Origin of the sequence: Granulicella sp. L60 (assembly GCF_009765825.1) — a bacterium.
Lineage (GTDB): Bacteria > Acidobacteriota > Terriglobia > Terriglobales > Acidobacteriaceae > Edaphobacter.
On the sequence record NZ_LMUR01000022.1, the window covers coordinates 714,968 to 737,329 of the forward strand.

19 protein-coding genes and 1 tRNA gene are annotated in these 22,362 nt (G+C 56.2%); 9 read left to right on the forward strand and 11 right to left on the reverse strand.

From position 1 onward, the window contains the following. Position 1 precedes the first annotated feature (1 nt). Positions 2-1,078, reverse strand: coding sequence for a LacI family DNA-binding transcriptional regulator (locus GSQ82_RS23980; RefSeq protein ID WP_158794769.1), 1,077 nt, complete (start codon positions 1,076-1,078; stop codon positions 2-4). A 534-nt stretch (positions 1,079-1,612) separates the two neighbouring features. Here GSQ82_RS23980 and GSQ82_RS23985 point away from each other — a divergent pair. The 3 genes from GSQ82_RS23985 (at position 1,613) to GSQ82_RS23995 (ending at position 7,608) form a co-directional block, all read left to right on the forward strand. Then, positions 1,613-4,810 carry a TonB-dependent receptor gene (locus GSQ82_RS23985; RefSeq protein ID WP_254061889.1) on the forward strand — a complete coding sequence of 1,066 codons (3,198 nt, stop codon included), beginning with the start codon at positions 1,613-1,615 and terminating at the stop codon, positions 4,808-4,810. A 763-nt stretch (positions 4,811-5,573) separates the two neighbouring features. Beyond that, entirely contained in the window at positions 5,574-7,103 is a 1,530-nt protein-coding gene (gene adh / locus GSQ82_RS23990) for an aldehyde dehydrogenase (protein ID WP_216847167.1), read from the forward strand. Positions 7,104-7,164: 61 nt separating this feature from the next. Further along, entirely contained in the window at positions 7,165-7,608 is a 444-nt protein-coding gene (locus GSQ82_RS23995) for a DUF779 domain-containing protein (RefSeq protein WP_254061890.1), read from the forward strand. A 12-nt stretch (positions 7,609-7,620) separates the two neighbouring features. Here GSQ82_RS23995 and GSQ82_RS24000 read toward each other — a convergent pair whose 3' ends face one another. The 3 genes from GSQ82_RS24000 to GSQ82_RS24010 all read right to left on the reverse strand — a co-directional run bounded on the left by GSQ82_RS24000 (position 7,621) and on the right by GSQ82_RS24010 (position 9,285). Continuing rightward, the gene (locus GSQ82_RS24000; RefSeq protein WP_158794770.1) at positions 7,621-7,857 is read right to left on the reverse strand and encodes an anti-sigma factor; all 237 of its coding nucleotides are present in this window, start codon (positions 7,855-7,857) and stop codon (positions 7,621-7,623) included. Then, positions 7,854-8,480, reverse strand: coding sequence for an RNA polymerase sigma factor (locus tag GSQ82_RS24005; protein ID WP_158794771.1), 627 nt, complete (start codon positions 8,478-8,480; stop codon positions 7,854-7,856). The genes GSQ82_RS24000 and GSQ82_RS24005 overlap by 4 nt, the downstream gene beginning before the upstream one ends. Before the next feature lie 157 nt (positions 8,481-8,637). Next, positions 8,638-9,285: a PEP-CTERM sorting domain-containing protein gene (locus GSQ82_RS24010; RefSeq protein WP_158794772.1), complete on the reverse strand. Its 648-nt coding sequence runs from the start codon at positions 9,283-9,285 to the stop codon at positions 8,638-8,640. A gap of 299 nt (positions 9,286-9,584) precedes the next feature. Here GSQ82_RS24010 and GSQ82_RS24015 point away from each other — a divergent pair, with 299 nt between their 5' ends. The 4 genes from GSQ82_RS24015 to msrA all read left to right on the forward strand — a co-directional run bounded on the left by GSQ82_RS24015 (position 9,585) and on the right by msrA (position 13,566). Next, complete coding sequence (locus GSQ82_RS24015) at positions 9,585-11,951, forward strand: transglycosylase SLT domain-containing protein (protein ID WP_254061891.1); 2,367 nt, start codon at positions 9,585-9,587, stop codon at positions 11,949-11,951. Positions 11,952-12,083: 132 nt separating this feature from the next. Continuing rightward, positions 12,084-12,386: a hypothetical protein gene (locus GSQ82_RS24020; RefSeq protein WP_254061892.1), complete on the forward strand. Its 303-nt coding sequence runs from the start codon at positions 12,084-12,086 to the stop codon at positions 12,384-12,386. A 216-nt stretch (positions 12,387-12,602) separates the two neighbouring features. Next, positions 12,603-13,052: a peptide-methionine (R)-S-oxide reductase MsrB gene (gene msrB, locus GSQ82_RS24025; RefSeq protein WP_158794773.1), complete on the forward strand. Its 450-nt coding sequence runs from the start codon at positions 12,603-12,605 to the stop codon at positions 13,050-13,052. Between the two features lie 4 nt (positions 13,053-13,056). Further along, positions 13,057-13,566, forward strand: a complete 510-nt coding sequence (gene msrA / locus GSQ82_RS24030) for a peptide-methionine (S)-S-oxide reductase MsrA (RefSeq protein ID WP_158794774.1) — start codon at positions 13,057-13,059, stop codon at positions 13,564-13,566. A 71-nt stretch (positions 13,567-13,637) separates the two neighbouring features. Here the strand turns inward: msrA and GSQ82_RS24035 are convergent, their stop codons facing one another. Together GSQ82_RS24035 and GSQ82_RS24040 are read right to left on the reverse strand one after the other, a co-directional pair. Then, positions 13,638-14,636, reverse strand: coding sequence for a zinc-dependent alcohol dehydrogenase family protein (locus GSQ82_RS24035; protein ID WP_158794775.1), 999 nt, complete (start codon positions 14,634-14,636; stop codon positions 13,638-13,640). 174 nt (positions 14,637-14,810) lie between these two features. Continuing rightward, on the reverse strand, positions 14,811-15,788 hold the full coding sequence (locus GSQ82_RS24040) for an SDR family NAD(P)-dependent oxidoreductase (protein WP_158794776.1): 978 nt from the start codon (positions 15,786-15,788) through the stop codon (positions 14,811-14,813). 142 nt (positions 15,789-15,930) lie between these two features. Here GSQ82_RS24040 and GSQ82_RS24045 point away from each other — a divergent pair, with 142 nt between their 5' ends. After that, positions 15,931-16,515: a TetR/AcrR family transcriptional regulator gene (locus tag GSQ82_RS24045; protein ID WP_158794777.1), complete on the forward strand. Its 585-nt coding sequence runs from the start codon at positions 15,931-15,933 to the stop codon at positions 16,513-16,515. Between the two features lie 212 nt (positions 16,516-16,727). Here GSQ82_RS24045 and GSQ82_RS24050 read toward each other — a convergent pair whose 3' ends face one another. Together GSQ82_RS24050 and GSQ82_RS24055 are read right to left on the reverse strand one after the other, a co-directional pair. After that, positions 16,728-17,519, reverse strand: coding sequence for an alpha/beta fold hydrolase (locus GSQ82_RS24050; RefSeq protein WP_158794778.1), 792 nt, complete (start codon positions 17,517-17,519; stop codon positions 16,728-16,730). Positions 17,520-17,920: 401 nt separating this feature from the next. Further along, entirely contained in the window at positions 17,921-18,934 is a 1,014-nt protein-coding gene (locus GSQ82_RS24055) for a helix-turn-helix domain-containing protein (RefSeq protein ID WP_158794779.1), read from the reverse strand. 346 nt (positions 18,935-19,280) lie between these two features. Between GSQ82_RS24055 and GSQ82_RS24060 the strand changes: the two genes are divergently transcribed. Then, a tRNA-Leu gene (locus GSQ82_RS24060) sits at positions 19,281-19,370 on the forward strand. A 39-nt stretch (positions 19,371-19,409) separates the two neighbouring features. On the opposite strand, the gene GSQ82_RS24065 is transcribed toward GSQ82_RS24060, so the two are convergent. From GSQ82_RS24065 to GSQ82_RS24075, 3 genes are all read right to left on the reverse strand, one after another. After that, positions 19,410-19,844, reverse strand: coding sequence for a GNAT family N-acetyltransferase (locus GSQ82_RS24065; protein ID WP_158794780.1), 435 nt, complete (start codon positions 19,842-19,844; stop codon positions 19,410-19,412). A 170-nt stretch (positions 19,845-20,014) separates the two neighbouring features. Then, the gene (locus GSQ82_RS24070) at positions 20,015-20,938 is read right to left on the reverse strand and encodes a DMT family transporter (RefSeq protein WP_158794781.1); all 924 of its coding nucleotides are present in this window, start codon (positions 20,936-20,938) and stop codon (positions 20,015-20,017) included. Beyond that, positions 20,938-22,362: a galactokinase family protein gene (locus GSQ82_RS24075; protein WP_158794782.1), complete on the reverse strand. Its 1,425-nt coding sequence runs from the start codon at positions 22,360-22,362 to the stop codon at positions 20,938-20,940. The genes GSQ82_RS24070 and GSQ82_RS24075 overlap by 1 nt, the downstream gene beginning before the upstream one ends.

The window sequence follows — 22,362 nt, forward strand, 5'->3', positions numbered from 1 at the left end:
GTTAGCGTCTTCGTCGCGGTTGCTTTAGCGAAGAGGTGCCGGAGAGGGCCATGGTCGATTCTCTGACAACGAGCTCGGGCTCGAAGACGACATCATGTGGAAAGGGTTTGTCCGGCGACTGGATCCGCTTGATCAGAAGCTCTGCGGCAGCGAGTCCCATCTTGTACAGAGGCTGGCGGACGGTGGTGAGTCTTGGGGTGAGGAATTCGGCCACAATGATGTCATCGAATCCGACGACGGAGATGTCGCGCGGACAGTTGAGGCCAACGTCTTCAATGGCACGGATAGCGCCTATTGCGGAGGTGTCATTGAAACAGAATAGAGCGGTGAAGTCTCGGGTACGGGCGAGGAGTTCGCGTACCGGAGGGTACCCGAGCGCAGGCGACCACAGGTTTTCTTCGAGATAGATGCAAAGCTCAGGACGCATCTCGATGCCGAGTTCCTGTGCGACGGCGAGAATGGCATCCCAGCGGGCGTCGGAGTCGAGTGAGTAGTGCTGACCTTTCATAAAAGCGATCTTGCGATGCCCGAGATCGAAGAGGTGACGAAGCGCGATACTGGCCGCTAGGCCGTGATCGAGGATGATATTTGTGACGCTGGGCGCCTTGTTGTGAGAAGAGATGCCGACGACGGGAACTGAGGTGGGCAGGGAGAGTTCCGTGTTGACGAGAAGAAAGCCGTCGACGGAACGACCCATGAGGAGTTCCTGGTACTCCTCCTTGAGATCGGGCCGACCTAGGTGACTGACGGTGAAGTAAAGAAAGCCCGTCTGAAGAAGATATGGCTCGACACCAAACATGACACCGGTGAAGTAGCCTTCACTGAGCTCTGGAACGATGATGCCGACGGTGTTGGTGACGCGAGAACGAAGCATGCGGGCGTGCAGGTTGGGCCGGTACTTGAATTTTTTTGCTGCATCCTGAACGCGCTGCTTGGTTGCTGTGGAGATGGAACTGGCCACCGGTGAGTTATTGAGCACGATGGAGACGGTGGCGGGGGAGAGGTCGAGATAGTCTGCCAGGGTCTTCAGGGTTACCGGTTTGCCGGATTCAGGCGGACTTGATTTTTTTCCAGTCATATTTTAGTGCTCCGCAGAGGTCTGCCTGATATCGGAACAGTTGTACACCTTTCACTTGAAGGTGTCTGCACTCATGCTGCGTGGGTTAGGGCTGTGATGGTTCATTGTAATTTGCCGGAGTTCCGGTTGGGCCTTTGTGAGGCAAATGGGAACTGCGACAGCTCGATCTGCGTAGATAACTTTTTATGACTGTCGGAAGGTTAAGACGTTTCGCGATGATGGCGAAATTTTGGCGAATCTATAGCCTGGCAAGCGAAATATTATTGAAAAAAACATAGCTCCGTAATGACGTCAGGAGTTGACAAGCAGCCGAAGTGATGAAATTTTAGATATCACCAACCAGTTTCTATTGTGGTATCGGTCACTCTCGCGGGTTATCAGGGCGGGAAGGAATCCAAGACCGAACCATCGGAGTCAATCAGGGCCGTCGGGCGTGCCTTCTGCATGCTTTAACGATTGAGGCTCTATTCCATCTGTCGTAGTCCTTTCCCACAGAGGCTGTGGGAAGGCTGCATTTGCTCCAGGAGGCTTGAAATGAAGTTGCCATCGAAGTTCTCGAACGTAATTTTTGCTTTCCTCTGCTTGATCTTTATGAGCGCCGGTGCGTGTCTTGCGCAGTCGACCGCGACATTGTCTGGAACGGTGATTGACCCGAGTGGTGCCGTGCTGCCGGGGGCTCATGTGAAGGTGCATTCGGTCGCTACGGGCATTGACCGGGATCTCGTGACGGATGGTGCGGGGCTTTACGCGGTTCCGTCGCTGCAGCCGGGAGAGTACGAGCTCCAGGTTTCGTCCGCGGGGTTCAGCCTTTATACGGTGAAGAAGATCAATCTCGATGTCGATCAGAAGGTGTCGATCAACGCGCAGCTCGCATTGACCTCTGCGGGCGAGACGATCCAGGTAGACAGCGGAGCGGCACAGATTGAAACGCAGACGATGACGGTTGGACAGGTCATCGATGCGAAGACGGTGCAGGAGATTCCGCTGAACGGACGTCACTTTCTTGATCTCACTGTTCTCACTCCTGGCGGCGTTGTTGCTCCCACTGCGGGCAGTCTGACGGGCGCCAGTCGCGGATTGGGCGCGAACTCTTTCATTACCGCGGGAAATCGCGAAGACTCGGTGAACTTCCAGATCAACGGTGTGAACCTGAATGATATGAACCAGAACCAGATCACGTTTCAGCCATCGATCAACACGACGTCTGAGTTCAAGATCGACAACTCGACTTTCAGCGCGGAGTATGGCCGAAGCTCGGGCTCGATTGTGAATGTGAGCACACGCTCGGGCACGAATGGTTTTCATGGAGAGGCGTTCGACTACTTCCGTAACGAAGCGCTGGATGCGCGCAACTACTTCAATCGTTCCAGCGTTTCTGGTGTCGCCGGAGATAAGGCTCCTTTGAAGCGCAACAACTTTGGCGGCGCTCTTGGAGGACCGATCTGGAAGGATCATACTTTTTTCTTCTTCAGCTATGAGGGTCTGCAGCAGCATCAGGGAGTTCTGTTGAACAGCTCGGTGTTCTCGCCGGCTGAGCGGGCGCAGATTGCGGCGACCGGTGCTCCTGCGGCTCAGGCGCTGGTTGCGCTGGTGCCGGTGGGCAATGACGCCACGCAGACTCACTACACGGCGTTTACTCCGGGACCGGTTGAGATCAACCAGTACACACTCGACATCCTGCACAAGATTAGCAACTCGGATCAGATTCATGGCTTCTATGCCTTCCAGTCGGACAGCCGCACGGAGCCGAATCTGCAGGGGAATACGATTCCGGGCTTCGGCGATCATCGGCCTGCGCATCGTCAGGTGTTCACGCTGAACGAGACGCATATCTTCAACTCGAACTTCGTCAACGAAGCTCGGCTCGGCCTGAACCGTATCTCGATTGTGTTTACGCCGAATGCGTTGCTCAATCCGGCCAATTACCACATTGGAGATAGTCTGAACGGAAACGTTGGCATTCCGCAGATTACGGTCTCCGATCTCAGCCTCAACTTTGGCGGTCCGTCCGGCTTTCCGCAGGGCAGGAACGACACCTATGGTGTTTTGTCCGATACAGCGACTCTTCTGCGGGGCAGACACAGCATCAAGTTCGGCGGCGAGTTCCGCCGTTTCATCGGCGACAGCTTTACCGGCGACACTGGAACGATTACCTACACGACCACAGCACAGTTCGAACAGGACCTTGCGACGGGATTCACGCTTCAGCCTACGACCGTTTCGAGCCGTGTGTTCGTGAATGCAGTTGGCCTGTTTGTGCAGGACAACTTCAAGATGAACAGCCGCTTGACGCTCGAGTACGGCCTCAGGTTCGAGTGGAACGGGACGCCTACCGAAGGTGCGAATCGCTTTGTGATCTTCGATCCGACTTCGGTTTCGCTTATTCGTACGGGCACCAACGGAGTGGGCAGTGTCTACAAGCAGAACTACAACGTGGAACCGCGGGTTGGCTTTGCGTGGGATCTCTTCGGTACAGCTAAGTCGGTGGTGCGTGGCGGTTTTGCGCTGATGTCGGATCAGCCGGTTTCGAGTGTGGTTACCGGTCTGGCATCGAATCCTCCGTTCAACACTTCTGTTTCTTACAGCAATGCGAATGCTCCGATCTCGGTGGACAACATCTTCAACGCAGCGGCGGCGACGGGGCTTGCGATCAACTCGGTGAATCCTAACTTCCGCAATGCCTACACGGAGACGTTCAACTTGAATCTGCAGCAGCAGCTTCCCTGGGGCGTGGTCAGCTCCATCGGCTACTACGGTTCGGTGGGCAGACATCTGCGCGCGAGGACCAATCAGAACCAGCCGATCGATGGTGGTCCGGCGCGTCCGTTTGAGGCGCTCTCGGCGACCAGTCCGATCGATCCTGGTAAGTCGACCAACGTGAACATCTCCGAGGCGAACAGCGTCGGCATGTCGAGCTACAACGCACTGTGGCTGACCGGGAGCAAGAACTTTGCAAATGGTCTGCAGTTCAATGTGAACTACGAGTGGTCGAAGTCTCTCGACACGAACTCTCTGGGTTCGCAGGGCGGCTATACGTTCCAGGACAGCACCAATCCTGCGAATAACTACGGCGCGTCCGACTTCGATACGCGCAACCACTTTGCCGGGACGGCGATCTATTCGTTCCCGTTCAAGGGAAACCGTTTCGTCGAGGGCTATCAACTTTCGACGATTGTGCAGTACCAGACGGGCAATCCTATCAACGTCATCTACAACACCTCCACCTACACTGGCCTTACTGGATTGATCCGTCCGAATCTTCTCGCTCCTGTGAAGGTGAAGAAGATTCAGCAGCCTGGCCAGACCAACGTCTCGTTCATTCAGTCGACGGTCTGCCCGATTGCGACTACGCTTGCGAATCCTGGCGGATGCAGCTTCCAGAATCCTGCGATTCTGGTTCCTGCTCCGACGGCGACAAACCCAGCCGCTACGACGACTGTGTTTACCGGACTTGGAGACATGCAGCGTAACTCGATCTATGGGCCGGGCTTTGCCGATGTCGATCTGTCGGGTGAGAAAGATACGAAGATCACGGAGCGCGTCACGTTCAAGCTGCGCGTCGATGCCTTCGATATTCTCAACCATCCGAACTTCGGTCAGCCTAATGGTGGTGGAAGCTTCGCCAACACGGCATCGCCCAGCACGTTTGGACAGATCACCTCGACGCGCTTTGCGACGAGCGATGGTGGTTCGTCTCGACAGCTTCAGATCAGCGGCAAGTTCCTGTTCTAGCCGATTGATTTTCATCACGCGCCTCGCCAGATATCTTTCGGCGGGGCGCTTCTTTTTGCTCTCAGCTTTGTGAGGGGATACCCCCTCCCCCCCCGTGCATTTTCCAAATATTTGATTCTAAGTGGGTTGCGAGGACGGGTGGTTGCAAAAATTTCATTCCAAAGGGGTTACGGGTAAAAATTTCATTCCAAAGGGGTTACGGGTCTCGCTTTCAAAAAAGGAAGCCCCGGCTGGTGGCCGGGGCTTTTTATTTGAGTCGATATATCAAGTATAGCGGTTGAGGTGAAACTAGTACGCCACGCGAATGGGTGCGTCGTTGTTGGGGATTGTGTGGGGTGGGGCTTGACAGGTGTTTGGGTGGTGGCTTGGGGTCCAGGACAGCAGATTCCTTCGCTGCGCTGCGGAATGACAAACAAAGAGGCAGGCAACGGCAACCGCAACGACAACGAAAACCGCAGATCCCCTACGGGGATGACAAACAAAAGGACTGACAACAGCAACGGCAAAGGCAAAGGCATCTGCAACTGCAACTGCAACTGCAACTGCAACTGCAGAAGCAGATTCCTCCGCTGCGCTACGGAATGACAACAAAGAGCGCTACGGAATGACAACAAAGAGCGCTGCGGAATGACAAACAAAGAGCGGGCAACGGCAACGGGGACTACAACGGCCGAGGCTGTGGATTTAGGGTTGTGACACGGTTGGTTAGGGAGGATTACAATCTTCGGGCTGTTACAGGTTGGGTTTGCGAGGAGCGGAGTTTATGGCGACGATGACGGCATTGCATCCGGGAACGTATGGGTTTCCTGTGAACTTGAAGAAGCGATACGACAACTACATTGGTGGGGAGTGGGTGGCTCCGCTGTCGGGACAGTACTTTGAGAATGTGACGCCGGTGACGGGGCAGGTGTTGTGCGAGATTGCGCGGTCGAATGCGGCGGATGTGGATAGGGCGCTGGATGCGGCGCATGCGGCGAAGAAGGCATGGGGAAAGACCTCGACGACCGAGCGGGGGCGGATGCTGGAGAAGATTGCGCAGCGGATTGAGGACAATCTGGAGCTGCTGGCGACGGTGGAGACTTGGGATAACGGCAAGCCGATCCGCGAGACCATGGCGGCGGATATGCCGCTGGCTGTGGACCACTTCCGGTACTTTGCTGGTGTGATACGGGCGCAGGAGGGATCGATCTGCGAGATCGACAAGGATACGGTGGCGTATCACTACCATGAGCCGCTGGGCGTGATCGGGCTGATCATTCCGTGGAACTTTCCGATTCTGATGGCGACGTGGAAGCTGGCTCCGGCGCTGGCGGCAGGGAACTGCGTGGTGCTGAAGCCGGCGGAGCAGACGCCGATGTCGATCCTGGTGCTGATGGAGTTGATCCAGGATATTCTGCCGCCGGGTGTGGTGAATATCGTGAACGGGTTTGGGCTGGAGGCGGGTAAGCCGCTGGCTTCGAGTCCGCGGGTGAACAAGGTTGCGTTTACAGGGGAGACGACGACGGGCCGGCTGATTATGCAGTATGCGTCGCAGAATATTATTCCGGTGACGTTGGAGCTGGGCGGCAAGAGTCCGAATATCTTCTTCAAGGATGTGGCGAGCGCTGACGATGCGTTCTTCGACAAGGCGTTGGAAGGTTTTACGATGTTCGCTTTGAATCAGGGCGAGGTGTGTACCTGCCCTTCACGCGCACTGATTCAGGACACGCTCTATGACGAGTTCATGGAGCGTGCCCTGAAGCGCGTGGCTGCGATTAAGCAGGGAAATCCGCTGGATAAGACGACGATGATCGGGGCGCAGGCCTCGACGGAGCAGATGGAGAAGATACTTTCTTACTTCGATATCGGAAGGCAGGAGGGCGCGGAGGTTCTGGCTGGAGGCAAGCGCGCGGTGCAGAGCGGGGAGCTGGCGGAGGGCTTCTATATTGAGCCGACGGTTTTCAAGGGGCATAACAAGATGAGGATCTTCCAGGAGGAGATCTTCGGGCCGGTGGTGTCGGTGACGACGTTCCACGATGAGGACGAGGCGCTGGCGATTGCGAATGACACGCTGTACGGGCTTGGCGCGGGAGTGTGGACGCGGGATATGAACAGGGCGTATCACTTTGGACGGGAGATTCAGGCGGGACGGGTGTGGACGAACTGCTATCACCTGTACCCGGCGCATGCGGCGTTTGGAGGGTATAAGCAGTCGGGAGTTGGGCGGGAGAATCATAAGATGATGCTCGACCACTATCAGCAGACGAAGAATCAGTTGGTGAGTTATAGCCCGAATGCTATGGGATTCTTCTAGAGATTCTTTCTAGAGGCTTTGTCCTGCCGGACGGGCCCACTGCTCGTGGGGAGGTCACTTCGTGACTTTTGTACCTTGTTGGGGCGGGTGGCGGCTTGGGGCCTCGCGATGCTCGGCGGAGGATGGGATGGGTGAGGTGCCGGAGCAGGTGATTACGACGCCTGCGGCTGTTGCGTTGATGGAGAGGCTGGAGGCGAAGCATGGGCCGCTGATGTTCCATCAGTCGGGGGGATGCTGCGATGGCAGCTCGCCGATGTGCTATCCGCGTGGGGAGTTTTTGGTGGGGGATGGAGACGTGCTGCTGGCGGTGCTGGGGAAGACTCCGTTTTATATGAGCCGGAGCCAGTTCGAGTACTGGAAGCATACGCAGCTGATTCTGGACGTGGTGCCGGGACGCGGAGGGATGTTTTCGCTGGAGAATGGAGAGGGCGTGCGGTTTTTGATTCGGTCGCGGGTGTTTCGCGACGAAGAGATTACAGCGCTACGGCTGGCGGCGCGAATCTGAGGTACGGGTGAACTACTTTTTAGCGAAACACCTTGCCATGATGGCGTCGTGGAGCCGGTCGCGGAGGCCGGGGGAGACCTCGTAGAGTTCGGCCCCCTTATAGACTTCAATGGTCTGGTGGGTGGTGTTGAGCACGACACGGCAGTGCTGGCAGCCAGCGGTGTGGACGCTGATCTCTTCGCGGAGCTCTTCGCTGAGCTGGTCGTCGAAGTAGTCGGAGAGGTGGCTTAATAGGTCCGTGCAGTTCATGCTGGCTGGCCCTCCTGCTTCTGCCGGAAATATCGGCTGAGACGTTCGCGCAGTTGGAGACGCGCACGCAATAATCTGGATTTCACCGCTGGGACGCTCAAGCCGAGTGCCTCCGCAGTCTCTTCGGTGGAGAGATTCTCAACGTCGCGAAGAGTGAATACGGTACGAAAGCCTGGGGGAAGACCCTGGATGGTCTTACGAAGGATGTCGGCGAGCTCGGCCTGATTGTATTGCTGCTCAGGGTTGGGCCGCCATTCGGCGAAGTCGCGCGGGATGGATCCTTCTTCTGTCTGGACGTCTTCGTCCATAGAGACGGTCTTGCTGGTCTTGCGCTTGCGGAGACGCATGAGGCTCTCATTGACGGCGATGCGGACGAGCCAGGTTGAGAACTTTGAGTTCCCCTGAAACTGGTCGAGCTTCTCGTAAGCCTTGAGGAATGCATCCTGCGTGATGTCTTCGGCGTCTTCACGGTTTTGTGTAATATGCTGCGCTACACGGAAGATCTGGCGTTCGTACTGCCGGACGAGCTGCTCGAAGGCAGCTGTGTCCCCATCTTTGGCGCGCGCAACCAGCGCTACGTCTGGATGGACTTCTTCCGTCACTGGGGATTGGATGGCAGGCATGAGGTAAAAGGTGCGAAAAATGGCCGATGCTTTGATGAGCTTCAGCGTGTTTCCACACTTTCACCATACTAAACCTGCTGGAGAGGTAGAGCAACGACGATAACGGAGAGCGGGTCCGGTTGGACTCACTCTCCGCTGGTGGGAGACACGGTTTGGATTAGAGGGCGAAGCGGCGACGGAGTGCTCTGGCGGCTCCGACGAGACCGGTTCCGAGCAGGACGAAGGTGCTGGGCTCGGGGGTGACTGCGGGGGGTGGGACTGCGGTGACGTCATTGAAGACGAAGGCCAGATCGTTGTAGTCGGGCTCGGAGTTGTTGGCTGGGCTGGGGAAGGGCAGGTCTTCGAAGCCGACGTAGGTGCCGGCGGGGAAGACGTAGGTTCCCATGTTGCCGCTGCCGTCGGCGAGGGTTCCGCCGGCGAAGCTGGTGGTGTAGGCGTGATTTTCGCCGTCGTCGCTGAGTGCGGTGTCGGAGGAGTAGGTCGCGCCAGTGGATTCGTTCAAGATCTCGAAGGCGAGCGGGGTGCCTGCGGCGTAGGTGCCGAAGTCGAAGGTGGAACCCTGCGCGGTGGTGTTGTTCTGGAAGGTGGGGCCGACACGGGTGTTGGTGGCGAGGTCTACGAGGTAGAGAACGTCGGTGTCGCCTGCGTTGTAGGAGACGAAGTAGCCGGTGATGTCGCCGCCGTTTGCGGTGACGGTGGTAGAGCCCTGGACCGGGGTGCCTGGATTCGGATAGGGGATGGGGTCGGCCAAGAGTGCTGAGCCGACTGCAAGAAGCGGAAGGACTGCGAGTTTGTGGAGACGCATGGGTGAGACTCCTGTTATGGGAAAACAACTGAATGCACCTTGTTCTATGCATTCGAAGTGCCAAAAACGGAGTTGGAAATTGTTGGGATATTTCGATTACCGGCTCAGTGCGGTCTTCGTTGTGGGAAAAATAGTTCACAGGCGGCTTGGAAGATGTGTTCCTTTTGGGCGCAGGGCTTGAAGAGTGGCGTATCAGGGGAGGTTCGGGTGAGAAAGGGAGCGTTGCGGTGTGGCCTGGCAGCTTAGAGTGGAGAGGTGGGCAGTAAGACGATGATGGGCGCGATGGTGGCAGGGTGAGAATGACGTTGGCTGGAGCTGCTCTGCTGGGAGTGGTGATGTGCGCTGGTGGGGCTGCGGGTGGTCAGACGCAGGCTCCGGCGACTGCGACGACGCATGCGAAGAAGCCGGTTGCCAAGAAGAAGGCTGTGCCTGCGGCGAAGGGCGCGCAGGGGAAGACGACGAAGAAGGCTACGGCTGCAGGGAAGGGAAAGGGTAAGCACGCGGTTGCGGGGGCGGAGCACGCGAAAGTAGTTTCGAAGAAGCCGACGGCACAGACGATTCGGCTGACGAGTGCGTTCAAGGCTTCGGAGCAGTTGCGTCCGATGGCGCAGCAGCTGGCGGCGACACGTTCTGCGGCGGCGTACAGCGGAGTGGAGAGCTATGCGCGGTTGCATCCGGGGGAGGGTGCGGCGGCGGCTTATCTTGCGCTGGGGCATGCTTACATGCTCGACCACAGATTTTCCGATGCGCAGAGTATGTACCACCAGGCGAGTGTGAGTGGAACGGCGCTGGACGACTATGCGGATTATCTGGGGGCGCAGGCGGCGGTGCAGGCAGGGCGCGGGACGGATGCGTATGCGCTGCTCGATCACTTTGCGGAGCGGCATCCGGAGAGCATCTTCGATGCGAGTGCGCCGGTGTTGCTGGCGAATGCTTATCTGCAACAGAACGATCCGCAGGGTGCGCTGCGGGTGCTGACGCCGTTGACGGAGTCGGCGCAGGCGTCTCATGGGGATTTTCGGTATGCGCTTGGACGGGCGTACCAAATGGCGGGAGATACGGGGCGGGCGGCGTCTGCTTTCCGAGGCATCTATGTGAATCTGCCGTTGAGTATGGAGGCGACGCAGGCGAGGTCGCAGATGCAGGCGATGGGAACGCCGCTGACGGCAGCGGAACGGAAGGTTCATGCGGATCAACTGTTCAACGCCAAGCGATATGTGGAGGCGGGCGCGGAGTATCACGCGATTGAACACGACGATACGGGGTTGAGTCAGGCGGACCATGATGCCTTGCTGATCTATGCGGCGGCTTGCGATATGAAGCTGAAGCATCTGGATCGAAAGACGGTAGAGCGGTTGCCGACGACGACGGACGACAGCGCGGCGCTGAAGCTTTATATGATGGCGGAGCTATCGCGTAATGAGAACGATGAGGCTGCGCACGACGCGTTGATTGCGGAGATGGTGCAGCGATATCCGACGAGCAGGTGGCTGGAGGAGGCGCTCTACTCCGGCGGGAATATGTATCTGCTGAAACACGATCCGAAGCAGGCGACGTATCACTACTCGCTGCTGGTGAAGCTGTTTCCGAAGAGTGCGTATGCTGCTTCGGCGCACTGGCGGGCGGCTTGGATGAACTACCGGCTGCATAACTATCCCGAGGCGGCGCGGCTGATGGACGAGCAGATCGAAGCGTATTCGGCGGGGATTGAGGTGCCGAGTGCGCTGTATTGGCGGGGACGGATCTATGAAGACCAGGAGAAGAACTTTGGGCAGGCGGTCAGCTATTACCGCGCGCTGACTGGGTCTTATATCAATTTTTATTATGCGAATCTTGCGCGGCAGCGGTTGAATGTGTTGAAGGGTGAGGCTGTGGCTGCGACTCCGTCGCCGGTTCTAAGCGCTGTGCCGAGACCTCCGGTTCCGGAGCTTACCGGTGAGCTGCCGGAGAATGAGCCTCATCTGATTAAGGCGAGGTTGCTGGCGAATGCGTCGTTGAACGAATATATCGGGCCGGAGATTCAGGCGAGTCCGAGTGCGACGCAGTGGGGGGCGCTAGCGCAGGCTGAGATCTATGTGTCGTATGGGGAGTACACGCGGGCGCTGCAGTCGATGAAGCATAGCGGGCTGTCGTTCTTTTCGCTTCCTCTTGACCAGGTTCCGACGGTGTATTGGAAGCTGTTGTTTCCGCAGCCTTATTGGGCGGATCTGGTTTCGAACTCGGAGAAGAATGGGCTGGATCCTTTTCTGGTTGCTTCGCTGATTCGTCAGGAGTCGGAGTTCAACGCGGGGGTGGTGAGCCATGCGAATGCTTATGGGCTGATGCAGCTACTGCCTTCGGTGGGCAAATCGATGGCGAAGAAGGTAGGTTTGAAGGGATTCAACGCGAATGAGCTGCTGAACCCGACGGTGAATCTGCAACTGGGCACGGCAAATCTTCGGCAGGTGCTGGACCGGTTCGGCGGGCAGACGGAGTATGCGCTGGCGGCGTATAACGCGGGGGATGTGCCGGTGCGGCTGTGGATGGCGAATGGGACGTATGCGGACATTGCGGAGTACGTCGAGTCGATTCCTTATACGGAGACGCGGGAGTATGTGCAGGCGATTCTTCGGAACAGGGAGATCTATCGCGCACTGTATGCGGGACAACAAAGAGGAATCGAGTAAGAATCTTTTTTGCAGTTGAGGATTGACACGCGGCTGAAATCCGATATTCTTTGCACCAGAAGTAGTGCACTCACAGGTATCGATCCGGGAGGTTTTCGTCCGCAGCCTGAAGGCAGCAATCGATAAGAAAATGTGGGTCACGAAAGACAACCGCTGGGCGAAGAGGCAATCATGGTAGCGGAGCTGAATCTTCTTGAGATCTGGATTCCGGAGCAGATGCAGCCGGGAACGCTGTTTATGCTGGAGCAGGCTGGAGAGCTGGGCAAGGCTGAGAATCCGTACTGGGCTGTGCTGGCGTGTCCTTCGTGCGGATCGCTTGGGTTGATTACGAGGCAGCAGTGTGCGGGTCTGGAGGCGATGATCTGTGGGGCCGGGGATTGCTCGGCTGAATATTTTCTTGAGGATCAGGCGATTCGTTATCGTCTTGCAAGCTAGGCAGGCGTGAGTGGCCACGCTTGGTGGAGCGTGGGTGGCTTTTTGCGTGCTTGGAATTATTTTTCGATGTTTATGGGTATGCGATGGCGAATGGGCTTGTAGCGTTCTGCCGTTCGGCCGCTTGAATTTTGCAAAGCGCCATTTTCCTGAAACCACTGACGCCGCTGTACGATCTAAGTTACGTGGTGGGTCTTTGAAGGAAAGATGGGGAGAGGTATGTCGACTTACGAAAAAAATGCCGAGGCAGTAGCTCTGCTTTCTCCGGAACAGTTTCGAGTAACACAGCAGGGCGCTACGGAACCGGCGTTTGCGAATGCCTTCTGGGACCATGATGAGCCGGGGATTTACGTTGATATTGTTTCGGGCGAGCCGCTGTTCTCTTCGCTGGATAAGTACGACAGCGACTGCGGATGGCCGAGCTTCACGAAGCCGATCGACGCCGAAAATGTGGAGGAGAAACCTGACAACACCTTTGGCATGGAGCGGACGGAGGTGCGATCGAGCCACGGCGATAGTCACTTGGGGCACGTCTTTGATGACGGGCCGCAGGACGCCGGCGGTCTGCGCTACTGCATCAACTCTGCGTCGCTGCGATTCGTTCCGGTCGAGGAGCTTGAGAGTGAAGGCTATGGAAGATATCTGAAGTTATTTGAGAAGGAGAGGTAACGATATGGCTTCAACACAGGAGACCGCAGTGCTTGCCGGGGGCTGCTTTTGGGGAATGCAGGATCTGTTGCGCCGCTACCCGGGCGTGACCTCGACGCGGGTTGGGTATACCGGAGGGGATGTTGCGAACGCGACCTACCGCAACCACGGGACGCACGCTGAGGCGTTGGAGATTGTCTTCGATCCGCAGAAGCTGAGCTTTCGGAAGCTGCTTGAGTTTTTCTTCCAGATTCATGACCCGACGACTCTGAACCGGCAGGGAAATGACGTTGGAATGAGCTACCGTTCGGCGATCTTCTACACGACGGAAGAGCAGAAGAAGATTGCGAAGGATACGATCGCCGATGTCGATGCTTCAGGGCTGTGGCCGGGTAAGGTCGTGACTGAGGTTGTACCAGCAGGGGCATTCTGGGAGGCGGAGCCGGAGCACCAGGATTATCTGGAGCGCTATCCGAATGGCTATACCTGCCACTTCATTCGACCGAATTGGAATTTGCCGCATCGTGCGGCGTGAATAAAATTGCCCGGGATGGCAGCGAGTTTTTCTCTCGCTGATATCCCGGGCAGCAACGTCTCTCGTGCGAGTTAGAGGGTGACGACGATCTTACCGATCTGAGCGTTCGACTCCATATAGCGATGAGCCTGGACGATTTCGGCAAAGGGAAATGTTTTATCGATGACGGGCTTGAAGGCGCCTGAGGCGAGATGGTCGAAGATGTATTGCTTTGCTTTGGGGAACACTGGATCGGGCGCCAGCTCGAAGAGTGTGTAACCTCGGATGGTGAGGTACTTGGCGAGCGCGGTGAAGAGAGGGTAGGGAGTGGGCTCGGGTGCGAGGGCTCCGTACTCGAAGATGATGCCTTTGGGGGCTGTGGCTGCGGCCAACGATTCGAGGATCTTGCCGCCGATGGGATCGAAGACGACGCGTGCGCCTTTGCCTGAGGTGATCTCGTTGACGCGGGCTACGAGGTCTTCTTCGTCGGTCACGATAACGTGATCTGCTCCCAGCTTGAGGAGTTCGTCTTTCTTTGCAGCGGTGCGGGTGACGGCGATGCTGATGGCACCTTCGACCTTGACCATTTCAATAGCAGCTATGCCTACGCTGCTGCTGGCCGCAGTGATGATGACGAAGTCTCCCTTGGTAACTTGGCCGAGCCAGATGAGGGCCCCGTATGCGGTGAGGTACTGCATCCAGATGGATGCTCCTTGTTCGTAGGAGAGGCTTGAGGGATACTGGGCGGTTCCAGAGAGAGGAACGATGGCAACTTCGCCGTAGACTCCGTGGTCGTTGAGTTTGAAGGTTCCGGGGACGGTGCTGACGGTCTTGCCGATCCAAGTGGCATCGACGCCTGAGCCTACGGCTTCGATGGTGCCGGCGGCCTCGTAGCCGTTCTTTGCTGGATGGACGGGCGTCTCGAGGTACTGGCCGTTGCGGAACATGACCTCTGCGCGGTTGAGTCCGAGAGCTTTGACGCGGAGACGGATCTCGCCTGCGCCGGGCTCAGGCAGTGGGAGTTCGTCAAACTGGAGGACTTCGGCGGGGCCGGTTTTATGGAAGCGGACGATCTTTACGGTGTTAGACATGCATCTCCTGAATCGCAGACTTTCACGACTTTTCTCTTAGATGATCGCGAAACGTTGAGGACGCAGGATTTGTATTTCCAGTGATTTTCCTCTCGTGCTACTGCTGGTGACCATCCTCAAGTAGTCACAAGTACAAAGTGAACTGTGGCTACTTGAGGATTCTCCATCCGATCGCTAGAAGGACTCACCGACCATCTCTTCACTCTTCTTCCAGAGGGCCTCGGCGTTGTGGGGGTCCAGTGCATAGCCGCGGACTCCCTCGCTGGCGGGGCTGATGTTGACGTCGTCCGCAACGATATGGCCGACGTGGCAGTTCTCGCAGTAACGGCCGCCGATCTCGTCAGCCGAAGCAAAGATACCGGCCCACACTGAGGTCGCGGCTCCCTGCGGGATCGTCTTGAATTGGAACGGCCCGTTGCCTTCTGCTTCAGCCTGCTTGCTGATCTGGTCGATCGTCGCCTGGAGGACGGCTGGATCCATGTGGCGAGCCAGCTCAGTATGTATGCCGCCGGGATGGACGGCGGCAGCGCGCACGCCACGTCCGCGATGCCGTTGATCGAAGGCTACGGCGAAGAGAATGTTCGCAGTTTTTGAACGGCCATAGGCAACGAAGGGGACGTAAGGAGTGCGCTCGAAGTTGGGATCCTCCAGATCCACATTGGCGAAGCGGTGGCCTGAAGAGGCGAGATTGATCAGCCGTCCTCCGTTGCGAATGAGCGATGCAATCCGGTTGACGAAGACGAAGTGGCCCAGGTGATTGGTGCCGAACTGTGTCTCAAAGCCATCGACAGTGTGCCCGAATGGTGTAGCCATCACTCCGGCATTTGCGATGACCACGTCGAACTCTTCGCCCTTTGCCAGTAGCTTATCGGCGCAGGCGCGTACGTTTTTGAGGTCGGCGAGGTCGAGTTCAATGAGGTCGAAGCTTCCACCATTGGCCGCCGCTTCTTCTCGTACTTCAGCGGTTGCTGCTTCGGCCTTGGTGAGATCTCGCGCTGCGCCAACTACCTGTGCACCGTGCGCGACGAGAGAACGCGCGGTCTCAACGCCGATTCCAGCGGAGACGCCAGTTACCAGAACCCGTTTGCCTTTCAGGGTTATGCCGGACAGAACCTCTTCCGTCGTTGAGGTCGCACCAAATACATTTGCCATTTTTCCTGCTCCTTGAACTACCGTTTTACGCGCTCGTTTGCGCACCCGAGATTTACTATTAGCCCAGACTAAAAACAAGCGGAGTGTATCTCCGTAATTGAGTAGATAATCGGAGATAGTCTCCGGTTGCAAATATTTTGACATGGCGAAGAAACATTCTCAACCCGCTCCCCGCAAGCCGCGCGCCGATGCGTTGCGTAACCGTGAGCGGATTCTGGAGATTGCGAAAGAGGCTTTCACGAAGTCGGGAGCGAACATCAGTCTGGATGATGTTGCCAAACAGGCGGGGATTGGTGCTGGAACTTTGTATCGCCACTTTCCTACGCGGGATACGCTGCTTGAGGCGGTGTACCGCACCGAGGTAGAAAACCTGGCGGCGGCAGAGAGAGAGTTTGCGAAGACGATGTCTCCTGTCGATGCGCTACGAGCCTGGATGTTGCTTTTCGTCGACTACATCGCAACAAAGCAGATCATCGCACCGGCGCTCAATACTCTCGTGGGAGGGCCTTCGAAGATCTTTGAAGCTACAAGCATTCTGATCAAAGGAGCGATACAAGGGCTGGTGGAACGCGCCATCGAGAGCGGAGACATACGTCCGGACCTCGACCCAATGGATCTGCTTCGTGCGCTTGTCGGTGTATCCAACGTGGCGTCGATACCGGACTGGCCGCAGAGTGCAAAGAGACTGGTCGAGATTTTAATCATTGGTTCGCGGCCAGTTACTTAGTTCTATTGGATCTTCTTGGCATCACTTGTGGTAGCTAGTCGCAGTATCGTTTCTCATTTTCGAAACGGTTTTCTTTTCCGCTTGCGTATTCTCTTTAGCGACGAAGTGCAGTCCTCAATGGAATTCAGGACAAGCGATCTGTCGTTCCTTGCAAGCAAATCACGACAGATCGCGTCCGAAGCATTCTTTGAGGAGGAGAGATTACAGGTGCTCTATTTCGAACTGGCTTTTGACGCTGCATCAAGAATCACAGCAACGACCTTCGAAGGTTGAGCCAGCATAATTACGTGACTGGAAGGAACGGTCGTCGTTGTCGCCCCGATTCTCTTCGCCTGAGCAGCTTCGAGGACAGGTGAAATTGCCCGGTCATTTGCGGCGATGATGTACCACGACGGTTTCGACTTCCAAGCAGGAGTCGTGATCTCTCCCTTCATGGCAGTAACGCTTATTGGCACCTGCGTTGCGGTCAGAACCGCAATCTCTTTGGGTGAAAGATCCTGTGCGAAGTCCTCAGCAATTCCCTTGGGGGTCAGCTTGAGGAAGCCACTTTTGTCGGGACGCAGCTCTGAGCCGATAGGTGTTGCTACGCTTGTGATGAGACCGAAAGTGGATTCTCCGCTATCTGGAGCCACGGCCGACACATAAACGAGTCCGGCCACCTTAGGATCGTTGCCAGCTTCGGTGATGACAGCTCCACTGTACGAGTGGCCGACGAGCAATACTGGACCGTCCTCGAGAGCTATGGCACGTTGCGTTGCAGCAACGTCATCCGCGAAGGATGTGAGCGGGATCTGAACAGCAACAACGTGTAGGCCCTTTGCTTCCAACAATGGAATTACCTTCGACCAGCTTGAACCGTCCGCCCATGCCCCGTGAATGAGGAGCACGGTTTTTACGCCTGTAGTGGGTTGTGCTTGTGCCGTCGCTTTAGCGGCCGGAGCGATGATTGCGAGTAGTGCGACGCACGTCGCCATCACATTCCGAACAAACTTGAGTGCTTGCATTGGTCTTTCTCCTTGATGAACGGAAGATCCGCACAAGACTCGAAGTTGTTCTCTCTGAACTCGTACGGACTGAGCTAATGCGAACAAACACAAAGTTCTTGTGGCCATTCTCACATTCGCTATCCTGTTCAATCTGAGCGTAGGTTTGGATGAGGTAAAGATCTAGGCGAAAACCATCATAAGTTGGCTATTCCTGCTGGATACGACGAGTGGGTTGCAAATAAAAGGCCCGCCATGACGGCGGGCCACTCTGCATCATGTTTTTATCTCTGCCAATTAGAGAGCTTGCTTTCGGGACTAGCGCCACTCACCAGGACTCTGCATCGAGTTCAGATACCGCAGCTTGACGTTGGTTAGCAATCGAGACGGCCAGCATGGAGCAGATGAAGGATGAAAGCATGTCACGAATTTAGCGCCGGATGCACCTTGTTCTTTAGTCGTGATTGCAACTCCTGGTAAGTACTCGCATCTCCGTCGCTCGAACTGCATTGATTGTCGCGGCCGCGTGTCGTCCTCCGACGCCAGAGGCCCGGAGTTACCCCGTGAGTTCGTTTGAAGAAGTGGTTGAGTGCAGACTGATCCGCAAATCCACACTGAGTGGCGATGTCGGCAAGGGGCAGTTGGGTATTCGTCATAAGGTCTTTGGCCCTATCGACGCGGCGTTCCGTCAACCACTTATAAGGAGGCTTATGAAATGTTTGTTTGAAGGCGCGTGCAAAGTGGCTTACTGACAGTTCACATGCTTCCGCAACCTGCTGGAGGACAATATTACCGTCCAGATGAGCCTCCAAGAACTCTGTCGCTCTTCGTATCTGCAGCGAAGAGAGTCCACCCCGAAGTTGCGGAGTCGACAATCTCACACCGCCATACGAGTAGACGAAATGACAATTTAAAGCGTGTAAGACATGGTTTATGAAAATCTTCGAAGTATGAAGGGGATGCTCCAGCGAAGAGAGAAGGGTCTGGCCAAGGTGGTGGACCACTGGATCAACTGTTCCATACGGCCAGACCAGCTGGTCAGCATACGGCGCGCGATGGGCATAAGCGATTTCATCCAAGGCGGCCTGAGTGACATGCACAGTCAATGCGTCGAAAGGGTTTGGCAGGAAGCATGCAGGCTCATCCTGCAAGCTGATGACACCAACGGCTCCAGTGGGGTAATAGCCACTCGAGACCTTTTTCTTGCCAAGGAAGAGCTCCACGTAGGGTATAGCTTTGAGTTGCAGCGCAACGATGTAGCCGGACTCCTCAACGACCGGGCGCGTCACGTCAGGAAGGCCTTCGGTAATTTGCAGTCTTGCGAACGAGAACGACGAAAGCTCAGATAGTTTGATATCCGCTGTGGGCGAATCCCTGAGATACATCGATTCGGCAATTTGATTCCAGATAGTGGGAACTTCGGTAGCCGTAGTCATGAATGCAAGCTCCAACACTTTCTTAAATACATTCTTGGCTGGTATCTAATATATCTTTGAAAAGGGCGAATTACCACGGCAACCAATCTATGGCCGTAACCTGATTTGCGGATCTTTCTTTCCGGACACAACTGTGATCCAAAGAATCTAATTTGCGCGGTTGGCTTATCTCCATCTACGCTAGTGTTAGAGATTGCTTCCAACAAGGTCTGTAGGCTTAGTTTTGGGGAGTTTTTTCTAGGTCCGAAATACGGCGATTGTGTATGTCCAAACGATCTATCGGGGCTTGTAGAACTGCTCAGAATCGAACTTCAGCGAGAAGTGATTCAATAAGGAAGTATGAAGTGCCCGGATGGTGAAATCGGCAGACACAGCGGACTTAAAATCCGCAGACCCTTATCAGGTCGTGGGGGTTCAAGTCCCCCTCCGGGCACCAAGATTCTAATGGTTTATGGATAAAAACGACCTACTGCAATTACTGCATCCGCTCCATATAATAGTCAGGGCGCGAGGCGAAATGAAAATCTAGTCCAAGGTAAAAACTTTGGGCATCGTGCGTAATCAACGCCACCCGTTTCAGAGGCTTTAGCTCCGGGTGCTCTAGCACACAGCGAATCAGCCACGACCCCAGCCCTCGCCGCCTCCGTTCCTCCACGATATAGACGTCGCAGAGATAAGCGTATGTGACGTAATCGGTGATCACCCTCGCTAGGCCAATCTGCCGCCCCCCTTCAAGCAGTGAAAAACAGAGTGAGCTGCGCAAAGCCCGGTCGAGCGACTCCATGGTCAGCTCTGTCCACCACTTCGCCTCCGTAAGAAATTCAAACACCGCACACGTATCCAGAACTCCGGGGTTCGTGGAAACTTGAAAGCCGCCTTGCTCTCGGAGAAAATAATTCACATCGTTCACTATGCCCTCTCAACGTTATCCACCTTCTCTGTGACGGAAGGAGCGCTAAGATTTTTCAAATGCTGCCACTAGCGAGAATAGTCTTTTTATGTGTCGCTCGGATGTCAATGTTAAATATTAACAATGTGATTATGTTACAACGTGAGCTGGTCTATGTTCTGGAGTGCAAATCAGAAGGCGTAGTCGAAGCGAAACAGCATCAGAGTCGCAATCAGCACAATCGCCGACCCCAGGATCGCTCTCGGAGCAAGGCGTTCGCCAAGGATGCTAAACGCGAGAGCCACTCCGAACAGCGGCATCAGATACAGCGACGCCGATGCAATGACCACGTCGACCGTCGCCAGCGCCTTTAAAAACAGCACCATCGACACTCCGTAAAGAAAGATGGCAAGATACCCAAACGTGCCCCATTGCGTCAGCGTGAGGTGAGCAAGCCTGCTCAGACAATGCGGCTCCAGAACAAATAGTACCGGCAGGCTGAAGGCGGTTGTCGATAGATAGCTGAAGAACAGGGTCTCGATCCCTGAAAAATAATCCAGCAGACGCTTCGAATAAACGTTGTAAAAGGCAGACCCAAGGCACCCGGTCGTGATCAGAAGGTTCCCGGCAAGCTCATGGGTTGGGTTGCCCACTCTGGCAAACTCATGCAGCGGAGACAGCAGAGATACTCCGGCTAGTCCAAGCAGCAGCGCGCCCACACGGAGCGCAGAAAGGCGCTCGCGCAAAAGCCATACAGCAATAAGCGCGCCAAAGATGGGAATTAGCAGGCTGAGTATGGCTCCATCTGAAGCTGTTGACCAGCTCACACCCAGCGTCATCCCCACTTGCGCCATCAGCTGCCCACAGGTTCCAGCCAAGAAGAACTCGCGACGAAACTCCCACGCGGTTTTGAACTTTTCTCGGATGCCTCCGCGAATCGTCAGGATTCCCAAACCCAGAATAGTGACGAGATAGAGCGGAAGCAGTGCGGTCGCCAGCGGACCAGCGCCACCAGCCAGAAGCTTTACCGCAACCCCCTGTCCAGCCCACAGCAGATTCGCAGTCACCAGCAGAAGAACCGCTGAGGCCAGACGTCTGTTTCGCGTCGAACTCACTACTGCATACCTCGCATCAACGTTCGATCAAAGGTGCCAGGGTGCAATGTCCGAACCCCAAAGGCATTGACGCCCGAAGAGCTGCCCTCGAAGATATGTGGCATTGCGCCGCACTCCGCTCCGTACTCGTCAGCGATTGCATAGACGTTACGCTCCTCCTCAGCGCGACCGAGAATTGCCACCACTCCGCCTCCTCCGCCCCCAGTCATCTTCGCTCCTGCAAAGCCCGCCTTCATCGCACGCGATACCAGCTCATCGCACGCCGTGCTCCCCAGGCCGCACTCTCCATAGGCAACGTGTGACTGGCAGAGGATCTCGCCGACCAGACGCAACGAATTGTCCGATCCACTCCGCACGGCTGCTTCGAGCAGCGTTCGCACCATTCGCACGCGAAGATTTTCCTCCACGGCATAACGCACTGTTGCACGAATCGGATATTCGATATCGGACTCAATCTTCGTGAACGGATCGACATGCTGCCCGGCACGCGCCAGAAACTCCTCGCCGCGGATAGACTCCGGCAACCAGTGCTCGTACCGCGCGCGAAACTCCGAAGGCGCCAGGTTCGATAGATATCCATTCCATCGTGCATCGGTCCAGCGCGGGATCTCAGCATTCTCTTCGCGAGTGATGTCGATCCCATCCCGCTGACAGATCAGCTTGTATCCCATAAACGCTGCCGCCCTCGCTACCTCGTAAGTTTCTCCAGTCGTCGCACGCGGAGCCATCGAATCTATCCCCCAGATGCGAACTCCCGCTGGCAGCGTCATCGGTGCGAACGGCGTGCACGGCTGGCACAGCATCGGTAGCAGATGGTTTTCCTTTCCCAACACAATCGCCGCCTGGTCCATAATCCCGCACGCTGCGCCTGCCACAACATTCTCTACCCACTGCCCGGCAGTAGCCAGCGCAACACCGTCAAGCGACACGTCCCACGCAGCAGACGCAGCCTTCAACGCCGCAACCCCCAGCGCCGCCGAAGAGCTCACACCTTTATTCGGCGGAAGATCCGACCCGATAAACAAATCGAGTCCACCTCGGTTATCGCACCCATGAAATCTCTTCAGAAAATGGGCCGCACCCAGCACATAGCAGCCCCAGCGCGAACCCTCTTTCACTGCGCAAAGCGCACGCACACTCTCTGGATCCCGCAGCTCACTCGCCTGAGCTTCAAACCTTGTCTCCCAGCCAAACTCCGCAGCCCCAGGATTGAGAATACGAACCACATCATCCGTCCGCCTTTGAGCCGCCACCCATATCGCCTCGCGGAGCAGACCCTGCAGGACCATGCCGCCGGTATAGTCGACATTTCCCCCCATCACATCTAGCCGGCCTGGAGCTCGAGCCGCCCACACTAGCCTCTCCGGCGCAAAAAAACCATACGCGGCGACAGCCGCTGCGATCCCATCTTCAAAGGTGCTCAT

Coding starts and splice junctions, on each gene's coding strand:
- GSQ82_RS24035 (WP_158794775.1), bottom strand. CDS start 14,636: ATGTCTAACACCGTAAAGATCGTCCGCTTCCATAAAACCGGCCCCGCC.
- msrA (WP_158794774.1), top strand. CDS start 13,057: ATGGCTTCAACACAGGAGACCGCAGTGCTTGCCGGGGGCTGCTTTTGG.
- GSQ82_RS24010 (WP_158794772.1), bottom strand. CDS start 9,285: ATGCGTCTCCACAAACTCGCAGTCCTTCCGCTTCTTGCAGTCGGCTCA.
- GSQ82_RS24050 (WP_158794778.1), bottom strand. CDS start 17,519: ATGCAAGCACTCAAGTTTGTTCGGAATGTGATGGCGACGTGCGTCGCA.
- GSQ82_RS24015 (WP_254061891.1), top strand. CDS start 9,585: ATGACGTTGGCTGGAGCTGCTCTGCTGGGAGTGGTGATGTGCGCTGGT.
- msrB (WP_158794773.1), top strand. CDS start 12,603: ATGTCGACTTACGAAAAAAATGCCGAGGCAGTAGCTCTGCTTTCTCCG.
- GSQ82_RS24045 (WP_158794777.1), top strand. CDS start 15,931: ATGGCGAAGAAACATTCTCAACCCGCTCCCCGCAAGCCGCGCGCCGAT.
- GSQ82_RS24075 (WP_158794782.1), bottom strand. CDS start 22,362: ATGAGCACCTTTGAAGATGGGATCGCAGCGGCTGTCGCCGCGTATGGT.
- GSQ82_RS24000 (WP_158794770.1), bottom strand. CDS start 7,857: ATGAACTGCACGGACCTATTAAGCCACCTCTCCGACTACTTCGACGAC.
- GSQ82_RS23980 (WP_158794769.1), bottom strand. CDS start 1,078: ATGACTGGAAAAAAATCAAGTCCGCCTGAATCCGGCAAACCGGTAACC.
- GSQ82_RS23985 (WP_254061889.1), top strand. CDS start 1,613: ATGAAGTTGCCATCGAAGTTCTCGAACGTAATTTTTGCTTTCCTCTGC.
- adh (WP_216847167.1), top strand. CDS start 5,574: ATGGCGACGATGACGGCATTGCATCCGGGAACGTATGGGTTTCCTGTG.
- GSQ82_RS24055 (WP_158794779.1), bottom strand. CDS start 18,934: ATGACTACGGCTACCGAAGTTCCCACTATCTGGAATCAAATTGCCGAA.
- GSQ82_RS24005 (WP_158794771.1), bottom strand. CDS start 8,480: ATGCCTGCCATCCAATCCCCAGTGACGGAAGAAGTCCATCCAGACGTA.
- GSQ82_RS24040 (WP_158794776.1), bottom strand. CDS start 15,788: ATGGCAAATGTATTTGGTGCGACCTCAACGACGGAAGAGGTTCTGTCC.